The sequence below is a fragment of the Magnetococcus marinus MC-1 genome, assembly GCF_000014865.1.
In the GTDB taxonomy this organism is placed as follows: domain Bacteria; phylum Pseudomonadota; class Magnetococcia; order Magnetococcales; family Magnetococcaceae; genus Magnetococcus; species Magnetococcus marinus.
Genome location: NC_008576.1, coordinates 1,734,326 through 1,759,771 on the forward strand (window position 1 = coordinate 1,734,326; position 25,446 = coordinate 1,759,771).

Sequence of the window (25,446 nt, forward strand, 5' to 3'; positions counted from 1 at the left end):
ACATAGGGCATAGAGCCCGGTTGATTTTGGGCGGTTATTTGGCCAAGGGCCAGACAGCCTGTTCATCCATACAATAAGTGGTATGAAGTGGGAGAGGGAAATCTTGAAAAAACGTGCATTAATCACCGGTGTTACCGGACAGGATGGGGCCTATCTCGCCGAATTTCTGCTGCAAAAGGGGTATGAGGTGCATGGCATTAAACGGCGCGCCTCCCTCTACAATACCGAGCGGGTGGATCACCTTTACCAAGATCCACAAGTGGCCTCGCGGGATTTTGTGCTGCACTATGGGGATCTCTCCGACTCAACCAATCTCATCCGTATCATCCAAACCACCCAACCCGACGAAATTTACAATCTGGCCGCCCAGAGCCATGTGGCGGTCTCGTTTGAGACCCCCGAATATACCGCCAATGTGGATGCCCTGGGCACCCTGCGTATCCTGGAGGCTATCCGTATCTTGGGGTTGGAGAAAAAGAGCCGTTTTTACCAAGCCTCGACCTCAGAGCTGTTTGGTAAGGTGCAGGAGATCCCCCAAAAGGAGACCACCCCCTTCTATCCGCGCTCGCCCTATGCCGTGGCTAAACTATATGCCTATTGGATCACCGTTAACTATCGTGAAGCCTACGGTATTTTTGGTTGTAACGGCATTTTGTTTAACCATGAATCCCCCAAGCGTGGGGGCACCTTTGTGACCCGTAAAATTACCCGTGCCATGTGCCGTATTAAGCTGGGTATGCAAGATTGCCTCTACCTTGGCAACATGAACGCCAAACGGGATTGGGGCCACGCTAAAGATTATGTGGAGATGCAGTGGTTGATGCTGCAACAGGATGAGCCGGTGGATTATGTCATTGCCACCGGGGAGCAATATTCGGTGCGGGCCTTTGTCGAAGCGGTGGGCAAAGAGTTGGAGATGTCCATACGCTGGCAGGGTGAGGGCATTGACGAAGTGGGCATTGACGAAACCAGTGGCAAAACCGTGGTACGGGTTAATCCCCGTTATTTCCGCCCCACCGAGGTTGAAACCCTGTTGGGAGACCCCAGCAAAGCCCGCCGTGAATTGGGCTGGCAGCCCCGCATCACCTTTCAAGAGTTGGTGGAAGAGATGGTGGCCGAGGATCTTAAATTGGCCCAGCGGGACCAACTGGTGCAGCAGGGTGGTTATGAGGTCTATCCCGATTTTGAATGATCCCCCATTCATGCAGCATGATTCATAAAAAAGGCCCCTTACGGGGCCTTTTTTGATCTGTGTACAAGGCAGCAGGGTCAGCGCATGGCATCGGCAACCTGTAGAGGGCTACGCTGGTAGCCCTGGGCCAGGGCCAGTTGGTGCCAGTGGGTGGCCTTGCTGGGGGAGGCCTCAAGCCCGATACCATCCAGATAGAGCAGCCCTAATACAAACTGTGCCTGAGCATGCCCCTGCTTGGCTGCTTGGTGTATGCCCTGTAAGAGCGGGGCAGGGTTACCGCCCTTTTTGAGTTGATAAAGCCCCAGGGCGCTCTTGCGGTAGAGACCATCTAAGGTGCGGCTAGAGGATTTATAGGGGGTGCTTGGTAGAATGGCAAGATCGGGCTTGCTTAACAGCACACCATCGAGCAGAGCGAGAAAATTCCACTTTTGCGCACGATTCATCCACCCCTGGGCGGTGACGCTGCGTTGGCCCAGTTGGGCATCCATCAACAGGGCCAGCAGGCCCTGACTACGGGCTTGATCGGGTTCATTCCCACTACGGGCATGGCGAAACAGCCAGTAACGCGCTTTATCCAGGTCACGCTTTACCCAAATCCCTGTCAAATAGAGATGCGCCAAACGCTGTTGCGCTTGGGGGATGTTGTTAAAGGCCGCCTGTTCCAAGGTTTCGAGCAATTTGGGCGAGAGTGCACGGGCAGGTAATGCCGTCTGCTGGGCTTGCAGGGCCTGTTGATCCCCATAATGGCGACGCCACAGCCGATCAATGTGCTGGCTTAGTTGATCAAAATCTTCCTCAACCAAGGGCTCAAGGGCTTGCCCTTGCGCCACTGGGGCGGGGGCAGGCAGGCGCTCTAGTCGTTGAATGAGGTTGAGGGGCGGTTCCTGGCGCAAAAAGAGCTGCATGACCAGGTCATAGTCGCGCCCTTGATGGGCGCCATAGTTGCGTAACCATTGCAGGGTGTGGGTGAGCAGAGCCGGGGCATCTGGATAGTTGACCCCCTTGGGATTAAGGGCCTCTTGTAGAGCGCGTAGCGCGGCCCCATCATCGGCCTGGGCCACCTGACGCAAATGCGTGAGCCCCGCGTGTTGATCTTTGTGCAACCAGTTGCCGGTAAGCTGTTCTAGCCCTAAGCGGGCTTGGGTCTCTAGCTGCTGGTGTGCCGCCGCTTTTTCGCCCCAAGCTAGGGCCTTAGCGGGATCGCGATAGGCGTCTGGACCCTGAAGGTGGAGCAGGAACATGCGGTGTTGTGCCAGGGGAAAACCGTGGGTAGCGCTCTGTTCAATGCGTGCCACACCCTGCTTGAGATCCCCATCATGATGCAGTTGGCGCATGCCTAAAAAATAGTTGGCCGCAGGGCTACCCTCGTCGGCGCGCATCTGTAGCTCTTCGACCACGCGCTCCTGCTGTTGGGCATCAAACATTTGCGGGGGTAGGGTAAACAACCAGTCGGCCGGTTGCGGGCCGCCCTCCTCGGTGTAGAGCAGGGTTAGGGCAACGGCATCATTAAGCTGTTGGGGTTCCGCTTTAGCGCGTGTTAAATGCTGCTTAACCGCCAAAAAATAGTGAAAGGAGGCCGGGTAGTTGCTCTCTTCGGGTACCCACTGCCTAAATTTATAGCGCAACATCTGCTTACGTTGCAGCCAACTGGCTGGAAGGTTACTCAGGAGAGGGGGCGGTGACGAGACGGTCTGTGCCACGGTAAGTTGTTTTAGGTTGATAGGCTCTGGTAAACGGGCTGAGTCCGGTGCCATCGCAAGATCTGCCTGGACGGGTATCTCGTCTGTGGCAAGCGTCGCCATGGGGGATGGTGGTGCCGCTGCAACGTATGGTGCCATCGCAGCCATGGGGGATGGTGGTGCCGCTGCAACGTATGGTGCCATCGCAGCCATGGGGGATGGTGGTGCCGCTGCAACGTGTGGTGCCACCGCAGCCATGGGGGTAGGTTGGTTGATGCGGGATTGCACTGGGGCCAACGCGGTTGAGCTTGGCGCGGGCGTTGCCGCAGATGGGGTAGGACCTGGATAGCGTTGCTCAGTAAAGTTTAATGCCGCTGGTTGGCTGGCCGCCGGGGTGGTAACCGCGGGTGTGGGGGCTGTTGGGGTAGTAACCGCAGCTGTGGAGTTTGCTGCGGGTTGACGGGTGGTGGGGGCGGTGACCACGGGTTGGCGGGCAGGCGTGCTTGCCTGCACGGGGCTATGGGGCGTTGAGGGTTGGGTAGCCGCAGCGGCTTTGTTGCCGGGTCTCTTGGCGGCCACGGCAGGGGGCGGAGTGCTGGTACTCGCCGCGTTACCCCCCGCAGCAGGAGCGGCTACGGGGGGGTGATAGCGGGCAACCTTGGTGGCGTAGAGCAACTGCTTGGCTTGAGCATCCCCCTGTGCGGCCGCTTTTTCGAGCCAATCATGGGAGCGTTTAGGATCGAGCGCGACATGCTTGCCCTGCTGGTACAGAAGACCCAAACGGCGCTGGGCAATGGCATAGTTTTGGTTGGCGGCTTGGGTAATCCAATCTACGGCTTGGCTTGGCTCAGGGGTAATGCCTTCACCCTGTAGTTTGAGCATGCCTGTAAAATATTGGGCTTTGGCATCGCCACTTGAAGCTGCTTTTTCTAGCCAGGGCAGCGCTTCGACATGATTTTTGGCAATCCCCCGACCGGTCATCAGCATCCATCCGGTGGCATACTGGGCGGCAGGGTGCCCCAAATTACCTGCGTGCTGGTAATATTGAAAGGCCTGCTTTTGATCCACAGCCACACCGCCTTGACCATAAAAATAGCGGTATCCCTGTCGATAAAGTGCCTCCGCCGAAAGCTCTTCGGCATGCAGGGGCTGCAACCATACCAAGGTCAACAGCAGAGGGCTGAAGATACAGGCTGCGATGGCCAAGCTTAGGGGGGTACGCATCATGGGTTTCCAAGTAGCTCAAGTGAGAGTTCAGTGTAGGAGAGCGGAGCGGCGTGATAGCCAAGCTCCAACGCCCTAAGTTGCAGGTGTGTGGCACGGTCAAGATTTTTGGCCAAATGGGCGCCTTCCAGATACAACTGCCCCAGGAAAAAGAGTGCGGCGGGCTCTTCAGCTTGAGCGGCCAGTTGGATAAGTTCAATCCCCTTTAGCGCCTCGTCCCCCTGTGCCAAGGGTGGCAAGCGCATGAGCCCAGCCAAGAGGGTGGCATGCGCGTTGGGGTAGGGGCCTTGGCGCGGTTCAGAGGTGGCGCTGGGTAGCTTAATGGTGCGTACTTGTTTGCCAAAACCAAAGCGGGCAAGGTATTGCATGGCGGCAATATAGTCCCAATCCTTGGCGCGGTTCATCCATTGTAGGGCGCGGAACCAGCGGGTCTCATTTTTGGGTTGCTGCAAGGCCAGAAATGAGAGGTAAGCCTGGGCGGTGGCAAATTCGACGTGACGCCCCTGACGGGCTGCCCGATAGAACCAGTAGAGCGCCATAGGGCGGTTTGGGGTGACGCCCAGGCCCATAAGGTGCATAAAGGCCCAGCGTGTCTGTGCCAGGGCATTCTCTTGGCTCGCCGCCTGCTGCAACTGTTCAAGATAGCTTTCGGGTAGGGGGTAGCTGATGACTTGCTTGTAAAGCTGTTGGGCCTCCTGCGTGGCGACGGGATCATCATGGTGGGCACGCCAGATGGCTTTGATAAAATCATCCAGCTTACGCTCAAAGGTAAAGCGCGAGGTGATGGGCTTAAACGTTCCCTGCGCCCCATCCACCACAGTGGCCAAGGTGTCTTCTAAATCTTTGGTGTAGGCCCGGTTAAGGAACTGTGCCAGTAACAGGTTGGCCGGGGTAACCTGTTCATAACGATTGTGCTGAAACCAGTGGATGGTCTGTTTGAGCAGGGGTTCCGATTCAGTAAAGGTGCGGCCCGCTGGATTGAGGGTCCAATCCCACACGGTGATGGCAGGAAAGCGCTTGCTGGCTTGATGCAGCCAGTGCAACGCGCCCTCTAAATCTTGGTTGAGTACAGAGCCGCTAAGCAGTGAAAAACCCAGCATAATCTGGCTTTTAACCAAACCAAGCGAGGCTGCTTGTTCCCCCCAGTAGCGGGCCTGAAAACGGTTGCTCTGGTTGGGGGTGGGGTTCATGTAATACTCAAACAGGGCGTGCTGGGCATGGACAAAACCCAACTCAGCGGACTGTTGCAGGTGGTGTTGGGCCTGGGTTAGCGCATGGCGGGCCAGTAAACGCATGCCGTAGATATAGTGGGCAGCGGGGCTCTCCAACTCGGTTAGGCTGAGCAACGCTTGATCCACATCCTGCCGGGCATCGTCCGGTTGTAATGCGGGGGTGAGGGTGGCGAGCCAGCCGGGATCAAAAATGCCGCCGCTCTCCAGCGTTAATACCGCCAACTCCACCGCTTCTTTAATCTTGTCAAGGGTATCAGGGGCGAGCAAGTTGGCCTGGATACGCCGAACATATTGGTCGGCGCGGGGATCCGCAGCGGGGTCTTGCAAAACCGAATCATAAGTGCTTTGCAGGTGGGTAAAGTGTCGGTTCCACGCCACAAGCGCCCCTTGACTACGGGCTTTTGGTGCTTCGTAGAGAGGGATTGCTTCGCCGGTGGCCGCGTCATAGATAAGGCGCACACTACGGGTTAGATCACCCCCTGGGCCAGGGATGACCCTATAGCTCAGGGTTGTGGGGTTTTCCCCTAAGCGGATGGGTGCCGGATTGGCGTGGAGAGCGCTTGCTGTCACAGCTTGCTGGTCAGCAGGGCTGGGGCTTGCTGGAGCGGTTGTTTGGGGGGGGCTGGCTTGAGCCTGTTGTTGTTGGGCACGGGCGATGGTAAACCGGCTAAAATGGCTTAATACCTCACCTGCTTTGTGTACGCCGCCCTTTTCGGCCTGGGTCAGCCAATGCCAAGCCTGGCTGGTGTCTACGGTTACACCATTTCCTTGTAGATAGATCATGCCAAGCTGATACTGCGCTTGGGCAAAGCCGCTTTTGGCCGCGCGTTGCACCCAATCTAACCCTTGTTTTTGATCCCCCAGTGGCGGGGGGGCGGTGCGTAGCAACTGGCCCAAGGCATATTGGGCTCGTCCATCCCCCTGCTTGGCCGCCATGCTCAGCCATTTTTTGGCCTCGGCACTGTCCTGGGTTAGACCATCGCCATTTAGGTACATCCAGCCCAAAGCATATTGGGCTTTCCAGTGGCCCTGGTTGGCGGCATCCATATAATAGTCGCGGGCGGTAAGGGGGTCGATCTCTACACCGCGTCCCTTTTGGTAGGCGAACCCCTTTTCATAAAGGGCTTCTAGGCTAGGGGATGCGTGCGCAACCGTGTTTATGCAGAGCAAGCTTAGCAGGCCCAACACCATAGAAATTGACCTGAAAAGTGCCATGGTCATACCGTCCCTATAAAAGTCACTATCGAACCACTAATGCGTAAGACACTTTAAGGGAGGTTCTGGGGTGCGCACAAGTCTACAGTGGCTTAGATGTGTGAAATTGACACGAAAAACAGGGGAGCTGGTGGGTCGCTGAACCAATTTACCCTTTGGTGGGGCTCTTTTGCCTATGGCACCTTTAAGCTGCGGGGATGGCTTTCATTATGCTGACGAAAGAAAGATGGACAAATGTTACCGAAACGCTAAGCGCTTTTCATATAAAGGATGTATGCTGGCAAACTGGATTCGTATGGATTGGCTTGGGCCGGTCTGAAATTGTTGTTTTCTAATTCGGTAGGGGGCCGCTGTGGCGCGTCGTGCAAAGATTGTAGCAACCTTGGGACCCGCCTGTTCCAGTGTGGAACAGATTACCCGTTTGATCGAAGCCGGGCTGGATGTGGCCCGTTTGAATATGAGCCATGGGGATCATAAAGCCCATTTGGAGCTGATTCATAATGTGCGGGAGGCCTCGCGGATTGCCAAGCGCGAGGTGGCGCTGCTGTGTGATCTGCAAGGGCCAAAAATTCGTGTGGGCCATCTGGATGAACCCCTTAGATTGGAAAAGGGGCAGCAGTGGGCGATTATTCCCGAGGGCAGTCATCCCCCCAAGCTCAAGTGTGATGGGATTATCCCTTGTACCTATGCAGGTTTGGCAAAGGATGCGGTGCCGGGCTGCCGCATTCTGTTTGATGATGGCTATTTGCAAGCCCGCGCTATTGGTACCGAAGAGGGGGCCTTGCTGGTCAATATTGAACATGGGGGGCTGCTTAAATCCCACAAGGGCATCAACATGCCCGATGCCAGCATCTCGGCCCCGAGTTTGACCACCAAAGATCAGCAGGATCTCTTTTTTGGGGTTAAACATGATGTGGATTATGTGGCACTCTCCTTTGTGCGCAGTGCTAAGTGTGTGCAAAACGTCAAGTTTATGCTGCATCGGCGTAAAATTTACAAACCCATTATCGCCAAAATTGAGCGGCCAGAGGCTATCCGCAATATTGATGAGATCATCAAGGTGGTGGATGGCATTATGATCGCCCGTGGCGATATGGCGGTGGAGATTGGCAACCATCGGGTGCCCTCGGTGCAGCGTCAGATCATTCAAAAGTGCCGGGCCAAGGGTAAGCCGGTGATTACCGCAACCCAAATGCTGGAGTCGATGATTCAAAATCCATCCCCCACCCGGGCCGAGGCTTCTGACGTGGCCAACGCCATTTGGGATGGTACCGATGCGGTTATGTTATCCGCCGAGACTTCGGTGGGGGTAGACCCGATCAATACGGTGCTCACCATGGGGCGCATTGTGGAGGAGGCGGAGCGCAATCCCCGTGGCCCCCGCTTGGATGCGGAATCCCACAGCATTAGCAGCGCCTCCATGATGGCGGCGGCGCGGGTGGCGGAGCAGGTGTCGGCCCGCTGGATTATTGCCCTGACGGTGACCGGTAGTTCGGCCTTATCATTGGCCCGTTTTCGACCGGAGGTGCCGGTGTTGGGGGCGGCCCGTACCCAGGGTGGGGTGCGGCGTATGAATCTCTATTGGGGCATTACCCCCCGGCTGTTCAACTACTCCATTGAAGAGCGGGAGGATATTGAGCCCGAGGTGATCCAGTGGATGCGTGAACAGAGCATGTTGCAGGTGGGCGAGAAAATTGTGGTGGTCAAAGGAGGTGGGCTGCTGAGCAATCACAGCACATCCAGCTCGATCCGTGTAGATCTGGTGCGCGATACCCGCAATATTGATGAAGGCGTCAGCCAAATCACCCAGGAGTCCGTGGCGGGTAAAGGCATTATCACCCTGGATGCCGCCCGTTGTGTGGCGTGTGGCAACTGCGTCAATATCTGCCCCTATGGTATCTGGGTGGCGGCGGCCAGTAATACCCGTAGCGTCAGCTTTAACCGCGATCAGGTGGACAATTGTAGTTTGGATCAGGAGTGTGTGCGGGTCTGTTCCAGCCACGCCATTACCATTACCGATGCCAAAGATATGCATGAATGGGTGGAGAAAGAGGAATTGTAAAAGGTATTGAGCGCTTCATGATTGGAAAACGCGCCGAAGAGTGCTATCTTCGGCGCGTTTTTTTTCCTGTGTTGCGCAGGAGTTTGCGGGTGCTATGGGTACCATGATAGGAGGGCGGTCATGCTCAAACTCACCGGTGGTCAGTGGCGGGGGCGTGCCTTAGAGACCCCTAAAGATCAACAGGTGCGGCCTACCACGGTGATGGCCCGTGAGGCGCTGTTTAATATCTTGCAGCAAGAGGTGGTGGGCTGTCGTTGGTTGGAGCTCTATGCCGGTAGTGGCATTATGGCGCTTGAGGCGCTTTCGCGAGGGGCGCACTCGGCGGTATTGATGGAGCGGGCCCCGGCGGCATTGGCTTTAATCCAACGCAATATTGATAAAGTAGGGGCAGAAAACCAGTGCTACCTGTTACGGGGCGAGGCTGACCGTGCCAGCAGTTTTAGCATACTTCAGAAAAAATTAGAGAAACGCTTTCCTGAAGGGTGGCGTGCCGATATGATCTTTATGGACCCCCCGTATGGGAAAGGGTTGGTGAGTATCACCCTGGAGCGGCTTGCTCAATGGGAAGCACTGCAAGGGCATACCCCTTTGATTGTGGCTGAGCATGAGCCAGAAGCCGAGATTGCTTGGCAGGGCAGCCCATGGCATATCGTGCAGCAGCGCCGTTATGGGCAGTCGGTGCTCACCTTTTTGGGTGGGCCGTCCTAATCTGTAAAGCGTAAGGTAAACTGATGACCCAAAGACGCACCGCCATCTATCCTGGTACCTTTGACCCCGTTACTTTGGGCCATGTGGATATTATTCGCCGTGCCAGTAAGCTGTTTGATCGGCTGGTGGTGGGGGTGGCGGTGAATATGCGCAAACAGCCGCTGTTTGCGGTGGAAGAGCGGGTGAGGCTGTTGGAACAGAGCTTGGCCGATCTTCATAATGTGACGGTACTGCCTATGGATGGCCTGTTGGTGCGCTCGGCCCGTCAGGTGGGGGCGTGTGCCATCGTGCGGGGATTGCGGGTTGTGACCGATTTTGATTATGAATTTCAGATGGGTACCATGAACCGCAAACTGGCACCTGATATTGAGACGGTGTTTTTAATGGCGGACGATATCAATACTTTTCTCTCATCCAGCATGGTTAAGGAGGTCGCCATTATGGGGGGAGATATTACCCCCTTTGTGCCTGCTGTGGTGGCTGAACCGTTGCGGCAAGCCCTGTTGCAGCGTGCCTAGCACCCATGAGTGGGGTGCCGAACATTGTTGAGGATAACCGTTGAAGCATCTCTATATCAAAACCTTTGGCTGCCAGATGAACAGCTACGATTCGACCCGCATGGCGGATTTGCTGGGCGAAAGCCATGCTTTTCAAAGCACCGATGATCCTGAAAAAGCGGATTTAATCATTCTTAATACCTGTCATATTCGGGAAAAGGCAGAGGATAAGCTTTTTTCTGAGCTGGGGCGACTGCGTCCCTTGGCGGAACGTGGGGTGATTCTGGCGGTGGGTGGCTGCGTGGGACAGGCCGAAGGGCGCACCATTTTCAGCCGCGCCCCCTATGTGCGCATGGTATTTGGTCCGCAAAATTACCACAAATTGCCACAGATGATCCAACGTGCCTTGGATGGCGAAACCCGGGTGATAGCAGAGGATATTCCCTCGGTGGATAAGTTTGACAATCTGCCCCAGGTGCGTGCGCAAGGGGTGGTGGGGCAGGTGACGGTGCAGGAGGGGTGCGATAAATTTTGCGCCTTTTGTGTGGTGCCCTATACCCGTGGTCGGGAGTGGAGCCGCCCCGTGGCGGCGATCTTGGCCGAGACCGAGGCACTGGCCCAACAAGGGGTGCGCGAGGTGCTGCTGTTGGGACAGAATGTCAATGCCTATGCCGGGGTGGATGAAGAGGGTGTAAGCTATGATCTGGCTCTGCTGATTCGACGGGTGGCGCTGATCGAAGGTATTGAACGCATTCGCTTTGTTACCTCACACCCGGTGGATATGAATGAGGATTTGGTGGAGGTGTTTGGGGAGATCGAGCAGCTGGCGCCCTATCTCCATTTACCGATCCAGAGTGGCTCCGATGCCATTTTGGCGGCCATGCAGCGTGGTCACACGGTCGAGGAGTATTGCACCTGGGTTGAGAAGGTGCGGGCCGTTTGCCCGGATGTAGCGCTGGCATCGGATTTTATTGTCGGTTTTCCGGGAGAGACGGAACAGGATTTTCAAGCCACTCTGGATCTTATTAGCCGGTTGGGTTTTGACCACGCCTATTCGTTTAAATACTCGTCCCGCCCCGGTACACCGGCGGCGGATATGCCCGAGCAGGTGGATGAGGCGGAAAAAAGCCGCCGCCTAGAGCGTCTGCAACAGCTGTTAAATACCCAGCAGTTACAGCGCAATAAGGCGCGTGTTGGGCGTCGCGAGTCGGTACTGGTGGAAGGGGTGTCGAAAAAGCGGGATGGGGAGCTGTCGGGACGCTCGGGCACACTGCGCACGGTGAACTTTGCGGGGCCTGTGGCGCTGATCGGTCAGTTTGTGGATGTGGAGATTGTTGAGGGGCTACCTAATAGCCTGCGAGGGCGTTTGGTTTAATTTTATTGAGGGGTGCAGGCTTTGTTCAGCCGTAGCAACGCTCTAAGGCACTCTGCGAGGTGTTCATGTCCAAAACTATCTGTGAGGATCGTCTGACCTTTCCCGATAATGGGCACGCGATGGCGCTGTTTGGGGATGGTGATTCTCATTTGCGGCTGCTTGAAAAAGAGCTGGAGATTGCCATTTTACCCCGGGGTAATGAGCTGCTGCTCAAAGGGCGCAAGCGGGATCTAAAAAAGGCCACGGGGCTGCTTAATGCGCTGTATGAAAAGCTGTTGGCGGGGGAGGAGGTTCCCCTAAGCCGGGTTTCTGATGGTCTGCGGGCGGTGCGCCATGATGAGCCGGTGGAGCCGCTTTATAGTGGGGATCTGGCCATAAAAACCCCGCGTATAAGCGTCTATCCTCGCACCACGCGGCAGGCGCTTTATGTGGAGGCGATGCGGCGCCACGAGATGACCTTTGCCGTGGGGCCGGCGGGTACCGGTAAAACCTTTTTGGCGGTCGCGGCAGCGGTTGAAGCGTGGCAAGAGAAGCTGGTTAAGCGCATTATCTTAACCCGCCCGGCGGTGGAGGCCGGTGAAAACCTAGGCTTTTTGCCGGGGGATCTGCAAGCCAAGATCGACCCCTACCTGCGCCCGTTGTATGATGCGTTATATGCGATGGTGGGCGCTGAGCGGGTGGAAAAGATGGTGGCTGCGGGAGAGTTGGAAATTGCCCCCTTGGCCTATATGCGTGGTCGGACTCTGGGGGACGCTTTTATTATTTTGGATGAGGCGCAAAATACCACCCATGAACAGATGAAGATGTTTTTGACCCGCCTAGGAGAAAATGGCCGCATGGTGGTCGCCGGTGACGAAACACAAATTGATTTACCCCGTGGGCAGAACTCTGGCTTTGTGCAAGCACTCAAAGTACTCGGTGGGGTAGAGGGCATTCATTTTTCTCGGTTTACTGCGGATGATGTGGTGCGGCACACCCTGGTGGAGCGCATTGTCCGAGCCTATGACAGCGCCACTCCACGCCCCCAAAACATGGGAAATTGGTGAGAGACCAAGCCACTGTCGCCCCCTGAGCAGAGAATTCGCTTGCCCATAAGCGGGAATGGGAGTAAACAGTTTGGCGTACGCCCCTTTCGATGGCGGGTTGAAAAAACCCGCATTAAACGGCTGTTGATCCCCCTTTCCGAAAGTGATTTTTCGAACTGGGGGTAGGGACTATAGAGCCTTATGGCTGAAGAGACGCATAAACCACACGCTACAGATCTGGCACCTGATGATCGTTTGAACATCTCGCTCAGCCTGCGTACGGAGCCGCTTGATCAAAAGCCGCTTTACAAGCGTCTGGTGATCCAAATAAGAGAGAGTCACGGCTGGAGCTGGGGGGGCTTTGCCCTGCTGGTTGGGCTGCTCACCCTGATTTACTCACCGCTGGCGCTGCGCATGCCCCATGTGTTGGAGGTTGGCGAGGTGGCCACCCGCAACATTAAGGCCGAGCGGGATGTGCTGGTGGAGGATCGTGCAGCGACCGAGTTGCGCCGCGAAAAGGCGGTGGCAGCGGTACCGCCGGTGTTCGATTGGGACCCTCATATGGTTGCCTCGTTGAGCAGCGGCATCTCCGACCGGTTGGTCGAACTGCATGAGGCGATGCACACCCTGGCTAAGTCGGGTCAGTGGCCGGAACAGAAAACGTTGGAACAGGCGTGGGGCGAGCGCTACACCCTGCCGTCGTCGATTTTAAAAGCCTTGTTTGAAGTGAGCGGTCTGATGCAGGCCCTGGATGCCGCCCGCAAACAGGCTCAAGAGACCCCGCTGCAAGCGGTACCTTTGCCGGAAGGCGCGAAGCTGGACGGTGCCCAAGAGGCCGCCGCGCATGCCTTGGTCCAGGCGACCAAACCCTCGCCCATGGCGCTTTTTTTAGAGCCCAAGGGGCTTAATCCAGGCTTTGAGCATCTGCTGGCACGCATTCAAAACTGGCTTAAAACCCACGCCCACCATTGGGTGGTGGCGGATTCAGCCACCCAAACCCGCATTCAACGTCGCCCCATCAATCTTAATCCCCTGGATAACCCCAAAGAGTTTCGTCTGACCATTCCCGACCGGGTTGTCACCCTGGAGCAGTTAACGGTATTGCTACGCGATAGTGCCCGTCGGCAGATGGGGGATCTTAATCCCGACCTGCGCTTATGGGTGGTGGATCAAGTACTGGAGTATTTGCACCCCAACCTGACCTATAACAGTGCCGAAACCCGTCTGCGTCAGATCCAAGCGGAAGAGGATGTGGATCAGGTCTATCTGCGGGTGCGGCGTGGGCAGATGGTGGTGCTGGAAGGGGAGGTGGTAAGTGAAAACACCCAGCTTAAACTCTCTGCCCTGAACAAAGGGGATATGAGTGATGCTAAATGGCTGCGGGTACTGGGTTTAAGCATCACGGTGGCCTTGTTCCTCTATATTGGTCGGCTCTTTTTGCTGCGCACGGCGGCGGCTTTTCCCCGTGATCGCCTAACGGTGGAGATCTTGGGCACACTGTTGGTTATCAGTGCCTCATTGAGCGCGGTTACGCTGGCCCTGGGGCAAGGTATGGCGGGGGTGTTCCAATGGCCCGCGCAAAGTGTCATCTATCTACCGCCGGTGGCGATGGGCTCGGCCATGGCCTCCTTGATCATCGGGGCACGGGTGTCGTTGCCCGGTGGCACCATGGTGGTGGGTACGGCGCTGTCGTTTTTGACCTCTCAATTGGCCGGTGGTGGATTGCCGCTGTTTATTTTCTACATGATTGGTTCGTTGATGGGGGGGCTCTCTCTGCGCACCTGCCGGCGGCGCTTTGATGTGCTGCGTAGTGGTCTGGCTATCGGTTTGGTGCAGATTGCAGTGATCCCTGCGGTGGAGCTGCTCAATGGCAACACCCCCGGCATAGATTGGGTCTACTCGATGTCCATGGGCTTGATGAGCGGTTTACTGGCGGGACTGTTTGCGCTGGCGTTAATCCCGCTGATGGAGTCGCTGTTTAATATCACCACCGATTCCCGCTTGATGGAATTGGCGGCGGGGGATCATCCCCTGTTGCGAGAGCTCTCCATGCGTTCACCGGGTACCTATCACCACTCGGTCATGATGGGCAACTTGGCCGAAGAGGCCGCAGAAAAGATTGGTGCCAACCCGCTGTTGGCGCGGGTGATGGCGCTCTATCACGACATTGGTAAAATGGCCAAACCCGCCTACTTTGTCGAAAACCAGTCTGGGGCTAACCGGCACGATCAGCTCTCCCCCAGCATGTCGGCCAAGATCATCATGTCTCATGTTAAGGCGGGCATTGCCATGGCTCGCCAGTATAAGCTGGGTGAGCCCATTGAAGAGGCCATCTTGACCCACCAGGGTACCTCGCTGTTGCAGTTTTTCTACAATAAGGCCCTCAATGAGTCGGCCCGCCGGGGTGAGGTGGTGGATGCGGCTGACTATCGCTATCCGGGTCCCATCCCCCAGACCCGTGAGGCGGGCATCTTGATGCTGGCTGACTCGGTGGAGGCCGCGACGCGCTCCTTAAAAGACCCCGCCCCGGCGCAAATTCAGGCGATGGTGCGGCGCATTATTAATAATAAAATTCGTGATGGTCAGTTGGATGATTGCAAGTTGACCATGCGTGAGCTGTCGTTGATTGAAGAGGCCTTCTTGCGGGTGTTGACGCTGGGCTTCTACCACCGTCGCATCGCTTATCCAGAGATTCGCAAACCATCGCGAGAGGGGGCCTCTAATGTGCCAAGTCTTGGTGCAATCGTCGTATCCAGCATGGCCAAAAACGGATGAGTCCATTGAGCGGGTGGTGCAAGCCACCCTGCGCTTAGAGTCGCAGTGGCCCGCTTCCCCCGCCTTTGGTTGGGCGTTGGCGCCGCTGGAGGTCAGTGTACTGCTTAGCGATGATGAGGCGGTGCAAGCCCTAAATGCTCAATATCGGGGTAAGGATAAACCCACCAATATTCTCTCCTTTGCCATGGAGGAGGAGGCCGACGACGCGATGCCCATGCCGATTATGGCGGGGGAGCCACGGCTGTTGGGGGATCTTATCCTCGCGTATCAAACGGTCCAGCGTGAGGCCGCTGAACAAGACAAACCCTTTGACCAGCATCTCACCCATCTTTTGGTGCATGGCACCCTGCATCTGCTGGGCTACGACCATGAGCGTTCCGAGGACGAAGCCCAGCAGCAAGAGGCGCGGGAGATCGCTATCCTCGCCCAGTTGGGTCTACCCAACCCCTACCTTTAATGTCAATTACCCGCATATTGCATAGATCTGTGCGCCTGCTGTGGGCGATCTGTTTGGCCCGCTTTGGCCAAGTCGACGCGCTGTTGGTGATGGCGGCTGCGGCGCTTAGCCGTCTTGGTTTTCAGCCCCAAGGTTGGTATTGGGCCACCATTGCAGGATTCGCCTTGTGGCTGGCCTTGCTGCAACGCAGTACGTTTAAACGCGCCTTGTGGCTGGGTTATCTGTTTGGTGTGTGCCATTTTGCCCTGAATTTTACCTGGTTGGTGCCGGCGCTCTCCCGTAACAACGATGCCCCATGGGTTGTGGGGGTGCTGGGGGTGGTGGGGCTGGCGGCGGTGGTGGCGCTCTACCCCATGTTGGTGGCCGGAGGGTTGGCGTTGCTGCGACCCAGACCGCTGCTGGTGCCGCCCCTGGCGGCAACGCTGTGGGTCTGTAGTGAGTGGTTGCGGGGCCATCTGTTCAGCGGTTTTCCGTGGGGGCAGAGTGGCATGGCCTGGATGCCTTGGCAGAGCCTGATTCAGGTGGCAGATCTGGGCGGGATCTATCTGCTCTCGTTTTTGCTGCTGCTGACGGCGGCTGTGGTGCGGCTGCTGTTTGATCCGACGCTCTCGGCGCGACTGCGTATCGGCTGGCTTATGGGGGTGGCGCTGCTGCTGTGCGGCGGGCATCTCTATGGGCAATTTAAGCTTCTTCAACCCGTGCCGCAAACCACTTACCGGGTGGCCTTGGTGCAGGGCGGGGTGCCCCAGTTGGAAAAGTGGCAAAAACCGCTGCATGACGAACATCTGGACCGCTATCTGGGGTTGAGTCTGGACGCCAGCGGGGAAAAATTGGATCTGCTGGTGTGGCCAGAGACGGCGCTTGCCTATTTTTTACAGGCAGAGCCCGCCCGGCAGGCGCGGATCGCCGGGGTGGTGCGCAGTATGGCGGTGCCCTTGCTGTTTGGGGTGCCCCATGCGGTGCGTCAACAGCCAGGGGTTTACCGCTATTATAATGGCTTGGGTTTGATGGATGGGCAGGGCAGATGGGTGGCGACTTACCATAAACACCATCTGGTGCCGTTTGGCGAGTATCTGCCGTTGCGGGCTTGGTTGCCTGCCTGGATGGATAAAATAACCCCGGGGAAACAGGATTTCGCCCAGGGTGCCGGTCCGCTGGTATTGCCCAGTCCGGCGGGGGTGCTGGGGCCGCTGCTCTGCTATGAGGTGATCTTTCCGGCTGAGGTGCGCCAACTGGCCAACCAAGGGGCAGCATTGCTGGTGAATGCCACCAACGATGCCTGGTTTGGGGAGACGGCCAAACCCCAGCATCTGCAAATGGCGCGGCTGCGCACCATCGAAAACCGTCTACCCTTGGTGCGGGTGGCCAATACAGGCATTAGCGCCTCCTTTGACGCCTATGGGCGGGCCGTGGGGCAGTTGCCAGTGGAGCAGCCTGGGGTGGCTGTGCATCCAATCCCTCACGCACCGGCGGGGGGGAGCTTTTACCGCCGCTGGGGGGATTGGGAAGGGCTCTTTTGGGCAGCTCTGCTGCTACTGTTTGGGGTGGCCAACTGGGCGGCGCGTAAAGGGTGATGCATCCTTTGTGAATGGGGCGAAGTGTGCTAGAATCCGGGGTTTTCGTCCAAGATGTATGATTGACGACCGCATTCACCTGCCATCGGAGGCGTCCGTGACTTTCCAGGACCTCATCCTCTCGCTACAAAACTATTGGGCCAACCAAGGCTGTGTATTGCATCAGCCCTACGACATGGAGATGGGGGCGGGCACTTTTCACCCAGCCACCTTTTTACGGGTGTTGGGGCCAGAGCCGTGGAATACCGCCTATGTGCAGCCTTCGCGGCGGCCCACCGATGGCCGTTATGGCGAGAACCCCAACCGTTTGCAACACTATTTCCAGTTTCAGGTGATTTTAAAGCCATCCCCGCCTAACATTCAGCAGCTCTATCTGGACTCGCTCACGCGCATTGGTATTGATGCCCGCCAACACGATATCCGCTTTGTTGAGGATGACTGGGAGAGCCCCACCTTAGGTGCCTGGGGGCTGGGCTGGGAGGTGTGGTTGGATGGTATGGAAGTGACCCAGTTCACCTATTTTCAACAGGTCGGTGGCATTGACCTGAAACCGGTGGCGGGGGAGTTGACCTACGGCTTAGAGCGGCTCTGCATGTATATTCAGGGGGTGGAGAATGTCTATCAACTGGACTATAACGGCAAGCTCAGTTATGGGGATGTCTACCAGCAAAACGAAGTAGATTACAGCACCTATAACTTTACCCAGGCCGATACGCAGATGCTGTTTACCCTGTTTACCACCCATGAGCAAGAAGCGCTGCGCTTGGTGCAGGAAGAGTTGCCGGTGCCAGCCTATGATCATGTCATTAAAAGCTCCCACTATTTTAACCTGTTGGATGCGCGGGGTGCCATTAGTGTGACGGAGCGGGCGCGTTATATTGGGCGGGTGCGCAATCTGGCTAAAAATGTGGCCGAGGGCTATGTGTTGCAGCGTGAGAAGCTTGGCTTCCCGCTTTTGAAGGGGCAGGAGGGCTGATCATGGCAGAGTTTATGTGGGAAATCGGCACCGAAGAGATCCCGGCCCGTATGTTACCGGGGGCCATTACCGCCATGGGCGAGTTGACCCGCACCGCCTTGCAAGAGGCTGGTTTGGGTTTTGCCCAAGTAGAGAGCCAAGGCACCCCCCGGCGGCTGCTGGTGGTGGTGCATGGTCTACACGACAAACAGGCTGATGTGCAGGAAGAGCGGCGTGGTCCCGCCCTACAAGCCGCCTTTGATAGCGACGGCAACCCCACCAAGGCGGCGCAGGGCTTTGCCCGGGGCTGTGGGGTGGATGTGGATCAACTAAGCCGGGTTGAGACCCCAAAGGGAACCTATCTGAGCTATACCCTCAAGCAAGCGGGCAAGGGGGCTAGCGAGGTGCTGCCGGGGATTATGCAGCAGGTGTTTAAAGCCTTGCCGTGGCCAAAAACCATGCGCTGGAGTGATGGTGAGAGCCGCTTTGTGCGCCCTGTGCAGAGTGTGACCGCCCTGTTAAACGGTCAACAGGTGGCGGTGGAGCTGGCCGAGAATGTGCGTTATACCGATGCCGTCAGCGGCCACCGTTTTATGGGCAAGGGTGCGGTGGTGGTGCAGGATTATGCCAGCTACCAGCAGGCCATGGCCGATGGCAAGGTGATGCTCAAGTCCGAAGATCGCATGGCGACCATCCGGGCGGGTGTGTTGGCCCAGGCGGCCAGTGTGGGTGGTGTGGTGGCAAGCGATGAGGGGCTGGTTGCAGAAAATGCCTCGTTGACCGAGTGGCCGGTGGCGCTGCTGGGGCGCTTTGATGAGCGCTATCTGGAGATTCCCCCCGAGGTGTTGACCACCTCCATGCGCTATCACCAAAAATATTTCCCGGTGTTGGATGCCCAGGGTGGCTTGAAACCCCATTTTGTGGTGATCGCCAACATGGAGACCGAGGATCAAACGGTGTTGGTGCGGGGCTATCAGCGGGTGCTCAAGGCGCGGCTTGAAGATGCAGCCTTTTTCTGGGCAGAAGATCGCAAGATACGGCTGACCGATCGCCTACCCGATCTCCAAGCGGTGGTGTGGCAGGCCAAGCTGGGTTCGCTGTTTCAAAAATCCCAACGCATGGCGCATCTAGCCAGCGCCATCGCCGCACGGGTGGCCCCGCAACAGGCGGCTTTGGCCGAGAAGGCGGGATTGTACAGTAAGTGCGATCTGGTGACGGGCATGGTGGGGGAGTTCCCTGAGTTGCAGGGCATTATGGGTGGCTACTATCTCCCCCGCGAGCGCGCGCAGGATGAGGTGGTGGCGTTGGCCATTCGTGAGCACTATATGCCTGCCGGGGCAGGGGATGCCTTACCCCAGAGCCTGTGCGGGCGCATCGTCTCGTTGGCGGACAAGCTGGATACCTTGGTAGGCTGTTTTGGCATGGGCATTACCCCCACCGGTACTAAAGATCCTTTTGGCCTACGGCGGGCGGCGTTGGGGGTGATTCGTCTGTTGCTGCAAGAGCAAGGCCTGCGGCTGCCGCTGCGTCAGCTCTGTGAAGAGGCTTACCGTCAATATGGTGAGATTGGCCTGGAGATGGGCGAAGCGCAGACGGTGCAGGGGGTGCTGGCGTTTTTCTATGGGCGTCTGCAAGCCCATTTAAAGGCGGAAGGGGTGGATTATGACCTTATTGATGCGGTGCAGGGGCTGAACCTGGATGATCTGTGGGATGCGGTTAGTCGGGTTAAGGCGCTGGTTGCTTTTAAGCAGGATGCCGCCTATGAAGCGTTGGTGGCGGCCAACAAGCGCATGGCCAATATCCTCTCTAAGGTTGAAGATAGTGCCCTGGATTTAACGCTGGGCGTAGATGAAGCGGTGCTCAAAGCCTCTGCGGAGCAGGGGTTGGCGGCGGCGGTGGCGGCGGTGGAAGATCGGGTTAAAACCCACAGCAGCAATGGGCGTTATGCCGAAGCGCTGGGGGAGTTGGCGGCGCTGCGCGGCGTGATTGACACCTTTTTTGATGAGGTGATGGTGATGGACGAAGATGACGCAGTGCGGCATAACCGGCTACGCCTGCTTGCCACGGTGTTGGGGCTGTTCCGGCAGGTGGCGGATGTCTCGTGCTTGGTGGTGGCTGAAAAATAGTGGGTCGTGTGACGGGGCCGCCAAAGGGCGGCCCCGTCGCGACACGCTGTCGTGGCGGCTGGACCTACCGGCTTAAAGATAAGGTTTGGCCCTTCGTGTTTTACCAATCTCTGCCGTCTGGGGGTTGGTCCATTGCTTGGCAGGATGCCGAGCCGTGTTATTGGGTCTGTAGCAGGGAGCGAGACCCCCTTTTGTAAGGCACCTGCAAGCCTCTATGTCCCCTTACGCCACCAGCTCCGACCCCGCTTTGACGCTGCTGCAAGAGATCTTTGGTTATCCCGAATTTCGCGGTTTTCAGCGTGAGGTGATTGATCTGGTTACGGGGGGCGGTGATGCCCTGGTGCTTATGCCCACCGGGGGAGGAAAATCCCTTACCTTTCAGATCCCCGCCATGTTGCGCCAGGGCATTGGCGTGGTGGTTTCGCCGCTGATTGCTTTGATGCAGGATCAGGTGGCGGCGCTCAAACAGGCTGGGGTAAGGGCGGCCTGTCTCAACAGTACGGTGGAGGCCCCCGAGGCCACCGAGATTTTTCGGCAGATCTACCAGGGTGAATTGGATCTGCTCTATATGGCCCCCGAGCGGTTGTTATTGCCGGGCACCCTCGCCATGCTGGATCAACTGCCCATCGCGCTGTTTGCCATTGATGAAGCCCACTGTGTCTCCCAATGGGGGCACGATTTTCGTCCCCACTATTTAGGGCTCTCACAACTGGCAGAGCGCTTTCCCCGTGTGCCCCGCATTGCCCTGACCGCCACCGCCGATGAACGGACCCGCCAAGAGATTATCAAACGGCTCAATTTGCAAAGTGCGCGGCTGTTTGTGGCCAGTTTTGACCGCCCCAATATTCGTTACCGGGTACTGCCCAAAGAGAATGGCAAACAGCAGATTAAGCGTTTTTTAGAGCAGGAGCATAAGGGGGACAGTGGCATTATCTACTGCCTATCGCGCAAGCGCACCGAGGAGGTGGCGGCGTGGTTGAATGGGGAGGGTTTTACCGCCGTGCCCTACCATGCGGGCTTGCCCCATGAGCAGCGGGAGCGGAACCAGCAGCGCTTTTTGTTAGAAGATAATTTGATCATCTGCGCCACCATCGCCTTTGGTATGGGGATCGACAAGCCGGATGTGCGTTTTGTGGCACACTTGGACCTGCCCAAGAGCATTGAGTCCTACTATCAGGAGACGGGCCGGGCCGGGCGGGATGGCCTGCCCGCCAACGCCTTTATGGTGTTTGGTTATGAGGATGTGGCGAAGCTGCACTGGTTTATGGATCAGTCCGAGGCAGAACCCGCCTTCAAAGAGATTGAGCGGCAAAAGCTTGATAGTCTGCTGGCCTTTTGCGAGACCACGGAGTGCCGCCGTAAGACGCTGCTCAACTATTTTGGTGAGGCGCGGGAGACGCGCTGCGGCAACTGCGACATCTGCCTGGACCCGGTAAAAACCTGGGACGGCAGAGAGGCGGCGCAGATGGCGCTCTCGTGTGTGTTTCGCACCGGTCAAGATTACGCCATGAGCTATTTGAGTCAGATCTTGGTGGGGGAGGCAGACGAGCGCATTGAGCGTAATGGACACCACCGCATCAGTACCTTTGGTATTGGAAAAAAGCATGCCAAAAATGAGTGGATGGATATTTATAAGCAGCTTATTTTTAAAGGATATTTGCGAGTGGTTGGGGAGTATCGCACCCTAAAGCTGGCGCAGTCGTGTCGTCCGGTGTTGCGGGGTGAGGTGGAGGTGCGTTTGCGGACCAAGAGCCGTAAGGTTAAAAAGGTCTTCAAGCGCCGTTATGAGACCGCCTTTACCACCCATAACGACCAGCAGCTATGGGATGCCCTGGTACGGTGGCGGCGCGAGACAGCCAGTGCTCAGGGGGTTCCTCCCTATATTATTTTTGGCAATGCCACCCTGGAAGCGGTGGTGGAGAGCCGCCCCCGCAGTCGCAGCCAGTTACACCAACTACCGGGCATTGGCACCCATAAAATGGAGCTCTACGGCGAAGAGCTGCTGGAACTGGTGGCCGAATACGCCGCATAAAAAAATAATGAAGCGCTCTAAGAGATGGGTTAAAGTTACTTTAGGGTTGGTCGGTTAGGTAATTCGCTTGGGCGTTTGGCCTTAGCATGATGACCCCAGTACCCATGCTTTACCATCGTGTCGTTGTGTGGAGGAATGTGTGGACATCAATGCGGGCATCGTTGATCAACGGGTTTTGGGAATTGTCGAAACCTACGCCCATCTGCTACCAGCCAGTCAGGATGAGCTAAAGCTAAAGGCATCGGCCTTTGTGCTGTTGTCCATTGCCACCTGTCTTGATGTCTCTATAGAAAAGGCCGCCGAAATGTTTACCGATGGTGGTCAAGATATGGGGGTAGACGGGCTGGCCGTAGGAGAGATTGAAGAAAACGAATTTCAGATTACGCTCTTTTAAGCAAAATATAGAACGACACTAACGGGCGAAAAGGGATTTCCTGGGGCAGAAATTCAAAAATTGCTGGGTACTTTATCCATGCTCTTTGATCCTGGGGTGCCTATTGCCCTAAATCCGCGCCTAACCAGCCGTATTGAAGAGGTGCGCTCTTTGATCCGAGATGGCTATGTGCCCAATGTGCGGGTTGTGTTGTGCAACAATGGCAAAAAGTGGAATGCAGAGACCCAACAACGGATGGATCATGCGGGTTTCCCCGAAAACCAAGTTTCGTGGGTGCATTTCAATCATGAGAATATTGTTCAGGTGTTGCGCCGTAAACAGTCGGTGGATGAAACGCTGCAACTGACGGGCGCGGCGATTGTTGAAAATTATGATTTTCGCCGCGTGCTGATCGGCAAAGTAGCCGTTACCCAAATTGCTGAGTTGTTCGATCGACATGGCGACCTGCTCTTGGAACGAAATATTCGCCGCTACCTTGGACTGTCGGCCAATCGGGTCAATCAAGCCATTTCTCACACAGTGCTTGCAGGCGATAAACAGAAGGATTTCTATTTTTTTAATAATGGTATAACCATTATATGCAATGGGTTTAAGTATAATGCATTGCAGCGGGAGAGCCTTCAGGTTCGTTTAGAGAATATGCATATTATTAATGGTGGGCAAACCTGCAAGACATTACAACAAACCCTAATGACGCGGCCAGACCTATACGAAAATCTACGCGATGTTTTTGTTATGGTAAAAATTTATGAATTGGCTCAAGAGGATAATGCGTTTGTTCAAGAGATTACCTATGCGACCAACAGCCAAAACCCGGTTGATTTAAGAGATCTACGTTCCAATGATACCGCCCAAAAACAGTTAGCCTTGGGGTTGGACGCCTTGGGTTACAGCTATAAACCTCAGCGCGAAGAGGGGGTGCGTGGTGGAGCAAAAAATATTACCAGTCAGCAGTTGGCTGAGTCGGTACTGGCGATCTGGAGAAGGCGGCCACATCAGGCAAAATTTTTAAAAAAAGAACATTTCGGTAAACTCTATTCCATGATTTTTCATGAATTAAACCCTGCCCAGGCGCTCTTGGCGGTGCTCATATTTCGTTTTGTGGAACAGGCAAAACGGCGCACCGGGCGCACCGGTGTATCCGAGTTGTTGACCATAGAACTTCCTGGTTGGATTGCCTACGGCTCCTACTACATTGCGATGCTTATGGGCGAGCAGCTGTTGAAAAATCAAGGAAAGGGCTTAAAAGAGGTCAACCACCTCACGCTGGAGCAGCTGGTAGTCGATTTTAATGAAAACCGGGGGAGCTATTACCAAAGCGCTGTGGAGGAAATTCATAGGGCGTTGGTCTTCTGTTATGGGGATCGGGAGGTTTCATTGCAGCAACTTTCCGCCACGTTTAGACGCGGTGACCTGTTGGCTATGCTAAAACCCCTGGTCTCCCCTTTGTAAAGACAACCACGGGGAGGTTGGTCTATTCCAAACCTTATCCCCCTATCCCCCCCAGGCATTGCTGCTACTCCGCTAACGTTACCATAAGGGTGGTGCTTTTAACCGACGTCACCGTGACCACCGTACCCGCTGGACAATCCGCCCCCTGGGCCAGCCAGAGGGAATCCCCCACCCGCACCTTGCCACGGCCATGCACAATCGCTTCAGCCACCACATAGCTCTGCCCCACCATGCGCTGACCACGCTCATTTAAGGCGTCTGGGTCATCCGCTTGGGCAGGCTTAAACAGTTTGCGCCCCAAATAGATGGCGACCAGGGATAAAACCCCATAGAGCACCACCGACCACGCCCAAGGAAAATCTGGAGCAACGTAAAAAATGGCCCCCACTACAAAAGCCGAAAGACCCATCCACAGCAAAAAAGTGCTCCAGACAAACATCTCCAGCCCAATCAGCACCAACCCCACAATCGCCCACGCCCAATGGGGGGCAATATCAGCAAACAGTGTCATGCTTTACTCTCCCTTGGTAAGTCGAGCCAACTCGCTAATGCCCGCCAAAGAACCCAGAATAGAAGAGGCCTCCAATGGCATCATAATGACCTTGCTGTTTTGCGCACTGGCCATGTTCTGCAAAGCATCGGTATATTTGGTGGCGACAAAATAGTTCAGTGCCTGCACATTGCCATCCTTTACCGCATCCGAAACCATGCGGGTGGCGTTGGCCTCGGCCTCGGCCAAGCGCTCACGGGCCTCGGCTTGGCGAAAGGCTGCTTCGCGGTCGCCCTCGGCTTTTAAAATCGCCCCCTGTTTCTCCCCTTCTGCTTGCAAAATGGCCGCTTGACGGTAGCCTTCTGCCTCCAAAATCTGGGCACGCTTGGTCCGTTCAGCCTTCATCTGCATACTCATGGCCTCCACCAAATCCATGGGTGGTTCAAGATCCTTAATCTCCACACGGGTCACTTTGACCCCCCAGGGATCGGTGGCTTGGTCAATCACCCCAAGCAGTTTACTGTTGATCTCATCCCGGTTCGAGAGCATCTGGTCCAAAGACATGGCCCCCAACACCGAACGAATATTGGTCATGCAAAGGTTGCGCATGGCCAAGTGGAGATCGCTGATCTCGTAGCTGGAACGGGCGGCATCCACAATTTGATAAAAGACCACACCATCAGCCTGTACCACCGCATTGTCGCTGGAGATGACACTCTGTGCATCAATATCCAACACCTGCTCACGCATGTTGATCTTGTGGGTTACGGCATCCAAAAACGGTGTGATAAAATTAAGCCCCGGACGTAAAATTTTGGTAAACTTACCAAACCGTTCCACCGTATAGTGATACCCTTGGGGCACGGTCTTTACCCCCATGAAAATCAACAGCACAATGACCATTAATAAAACCAGACTAAAAAGGGAAAATCCGCCAATCATCTCTCTCTCCATGACCAAAAAGCATAAAATGTTTATAAAG

At 56.1% G+C, this 25,446-nt stretch carries 18 protein-coding genes; 14 read left to right on the forward strand and 4 right to left on the reverse strand.

Annotated features, from left to right (window positions below; translation table 11 throughout):
• Positions 1-82 precede the first annotated feature (82 nt).
• Positions 83-1,192, forward strand: coding sequence for a GDP-mannose 4,6-dehydratase (gene gmd / locus MMC1_RS07300; RefSeq protein ID WP_011713093.1), 1,110 nt, complete (start codon positions 83-85; stop codon positions 1,190-1,192).
• Positions 1,193-1,269: 77 nt separating this feature from the next.
• Here the strand turns inward: gmd and MMC1_RS19795 are convergent, their stop codons facing one another.
• Both MMC1_RS19795 and MMC1_RS19800 read right to left on the reverse strand, forming a co-directional pair.
• A complete protein-coding gene (locus tag MMC1_RS19795) occupies positions 1,270-4,098 on the reverse strand; it encodes a tetratricopeptide repeat protein (RefSeq protein WP_011713094.1) in 2,829 nt (942 codons plus the stop codon).
• Positions 4,095-6,548, reverse strand: a complete 2,454-nt coding sequence (locus MMC1_RS19800) for a tetratricopeptide repeat protein (protein ID WP_011713095.1) — start codon at positions 6,546-6,548, stop codon at positions 4,095-4,097. The genes MMC1_RS19795 and MMC1_RS19800 overlap by 4 nt, the downstream gene beginning before the upstream one ends.
• A gap of 346 nt (positions 6,549-6,894) precedes the next feature.
• On the opposite strand from MMC1_RS19800, the gene pyk reads away from it, so the two are divergent.
• The 13 genes from pyk (at position 6,895) to MMC1_RS07370 (ending at position 23,974) form a co-directional block, all read left to right on the forward strand.
• Positions 6,895-8,604 carry a pyruvate kinase gene (gene pyk / locus MMC1_RS07315; RefSeq protein ID WP_011713096.1) on the forward strand — a complete coding sequence of 570 codons (1,710 nt, stop codon included), beginning with the start codon at positions 6,895-6,897 and terminating at the stop codon, positions 8,602-8,604.
• A 120-nt stretch (positions 8,605-8,724) separates the two neighbouring features.
• Entirely contained in the window at positions 8,725-9,312 is a 588-nt protein-coding gene (gene rsmD / locus MMC1_RS07320) for a 16S rRNA (guanine(966)-N(2))-methyltransferase RsmD (RefSeq protein ID WP_011713097.1), read from the forward strand.
• A gap of 23 nt (positions 9,313-9,335) precedes the next feature.
• Positions 9,336-9,830, forward strand: a complete 495-nt coding sequence (gene coaD / locus MMC1_RS07325; protein ID WP_011713098.1) for a pantetheine-phosphate adenylyltransferase — start codon at positions 9,336-9,338, stop codon at positions 9,828-9,830.
• A 40-nt stretch (positions 9,831-9,870) separates the two neighbouring features.
• Positions 9,871-11,184 (forward strand): tRNA (N6-isopentenyl adenosine(37)-C2)-methylthiotransferase MiaB, encoded by a 1,314-nt coding sequence (miaB, locus tag MMC1_RS07330; protein ID WP_011713099.1) that lies wholly within the window; start codon positions 9,871-9,873, stop codon positions 11,182-11,184.
• 65 nt (positions 11,185-11,249) lie between these two features.
• A complete protein-coding gene (locus MMC1_RS07335; protein WP_011713100.1) occupies positions 11,250-12,230 on the forward strand; it encodes a PhoH family protein in 981 nt (326 codons plus the stop codon).
• A 180-nt stretch (positions 12,231-12,410) separates the two neighbouring features.
• Positions 12,411-14,984, forward strand: coding sequence for an HD family phosphohydrolase (locus tag MMC1_RS19805; RefSeq protein ID WP_011713101.1), 2,574 nt, complete (start codon positions 12,411-12,413; stop codon positions 14,982-14,984).
• A gap of 13 nt (positions 14,985-14,997) precedes the next feature.
• On the forward strand, positions 14,998-15,441 hold the full coding sequence (gene ybeY / locus MMC1_RS07345; protein ID WP_011713102.1) for an rRNA maturation RNase YbeY: 444 nt from the start codon (positions 14,998-15,000) through the stop codon (positions 15,439-15,441).
• 29 nt (positions 15,442-15,470) lie between these two features.
• Complete coding sequence (lnt, locus tag MMC1_RS19810) at positions 15,471-17,015, forward strand: apolipoprotein N-acyltransferase (RefSeq protein WP_160162679.1); 1,545 nt, start codon at positions 15,471-15,473, stop codon at positions 17,013-17,015.
• A gap of 97 nt (positions 17,016-17,112) precedes the next feature.
• Positions 17,113-17,991: a glycine--tRNA ligase subunit alpha gene (gene glyQ, locus MMC1_RS07355; RefSeq protein ID WP_041642128.1), complete on the forward strand. Its 879-nt coding sequence runs from the start codon at positions 17,113-17,115 to the stop codon at positions 17,989-17,991.
• A gap of 2 nt (positions 17,992-17,993) precedes the next feature.
• Positions 17,994-20,096 (forward strand): glycine--tRNA ligase subunit beta, encoded by a 2,103-nt coding sequence (gene glyS, locus MMC1_RS07360; protein WP_011713105.1) that lies wholly within the window; start codon positions 17,994-17,996, stop codon positions 20,094-20,096.
• A 214-nt stretch (positions 20,097-20,310) separates the two neighbouring features.
• The gene (gene recQ, locus MMC1_RS07365) at positions 20,311-22,128 is read left to right on the forward strand and encodes a DNA helicase RecQ (protein ID WP_011713106.1); all 1,818 of its coding nucleotides are present in this window, start codon (positions 20,311-20,313) and stop codon (positions 22,126-22,128) included.
• Between the two features lie 139 nt (positions 22,129-22,267).
• Positions 22,268-22,522: a hypothetical protein gene (locus MMC1_RS22140; protein ID WP_227665306.1), complete on the forward strand. Its 255-nt coding sequence runs from the start codon at positions 22,268-22,270 to the stop codon at positions 22,520-22,522.
• 78 nt (positions 22,523-22,600) lie between these two features.
• Positions 22,601-23,974 (forward strand): AIPR family protein, encoded by a 1,374-nt coding sequence (locus MMC1_RS07370; protein ID WP_227665307.1) that lies wholly within the window; start codon positions 22,601-22,603, stop codon positions 23,972-23,974.
• Positions 23,975-24,038: 64 nt separating this feature from the next.
• Here MMC1_RS07370 and MMC1_RS07375 read toward each other — a convergent pair whose 3' ends face one another.
• Positions 24,039-24,485: an NfeD family protein gene (locus tag MMC1_RS07375; RefSeq protein WP_011713107.1), complete on the reverse strand. Its 447-nt coding sequence runs from the start codon at positions 24,483-24,485 to the stop codon at positions 24,039-24,041.
• Positions 24,486-24,488: 3 nt separating this feature from the next.
• A complete protein-coding gene (locus tag MMC1_RS07380; RefSeq protein ID WP_011713108.1) occupies positions 24,489-25,406 on the reverse strand; it encodes an SPFH domain-containing protein in 918 nt (305 codons plus the stop codon).
• Between the last annotated feature and the right edge of the window lie 40 nt (positions 25,407-25,446).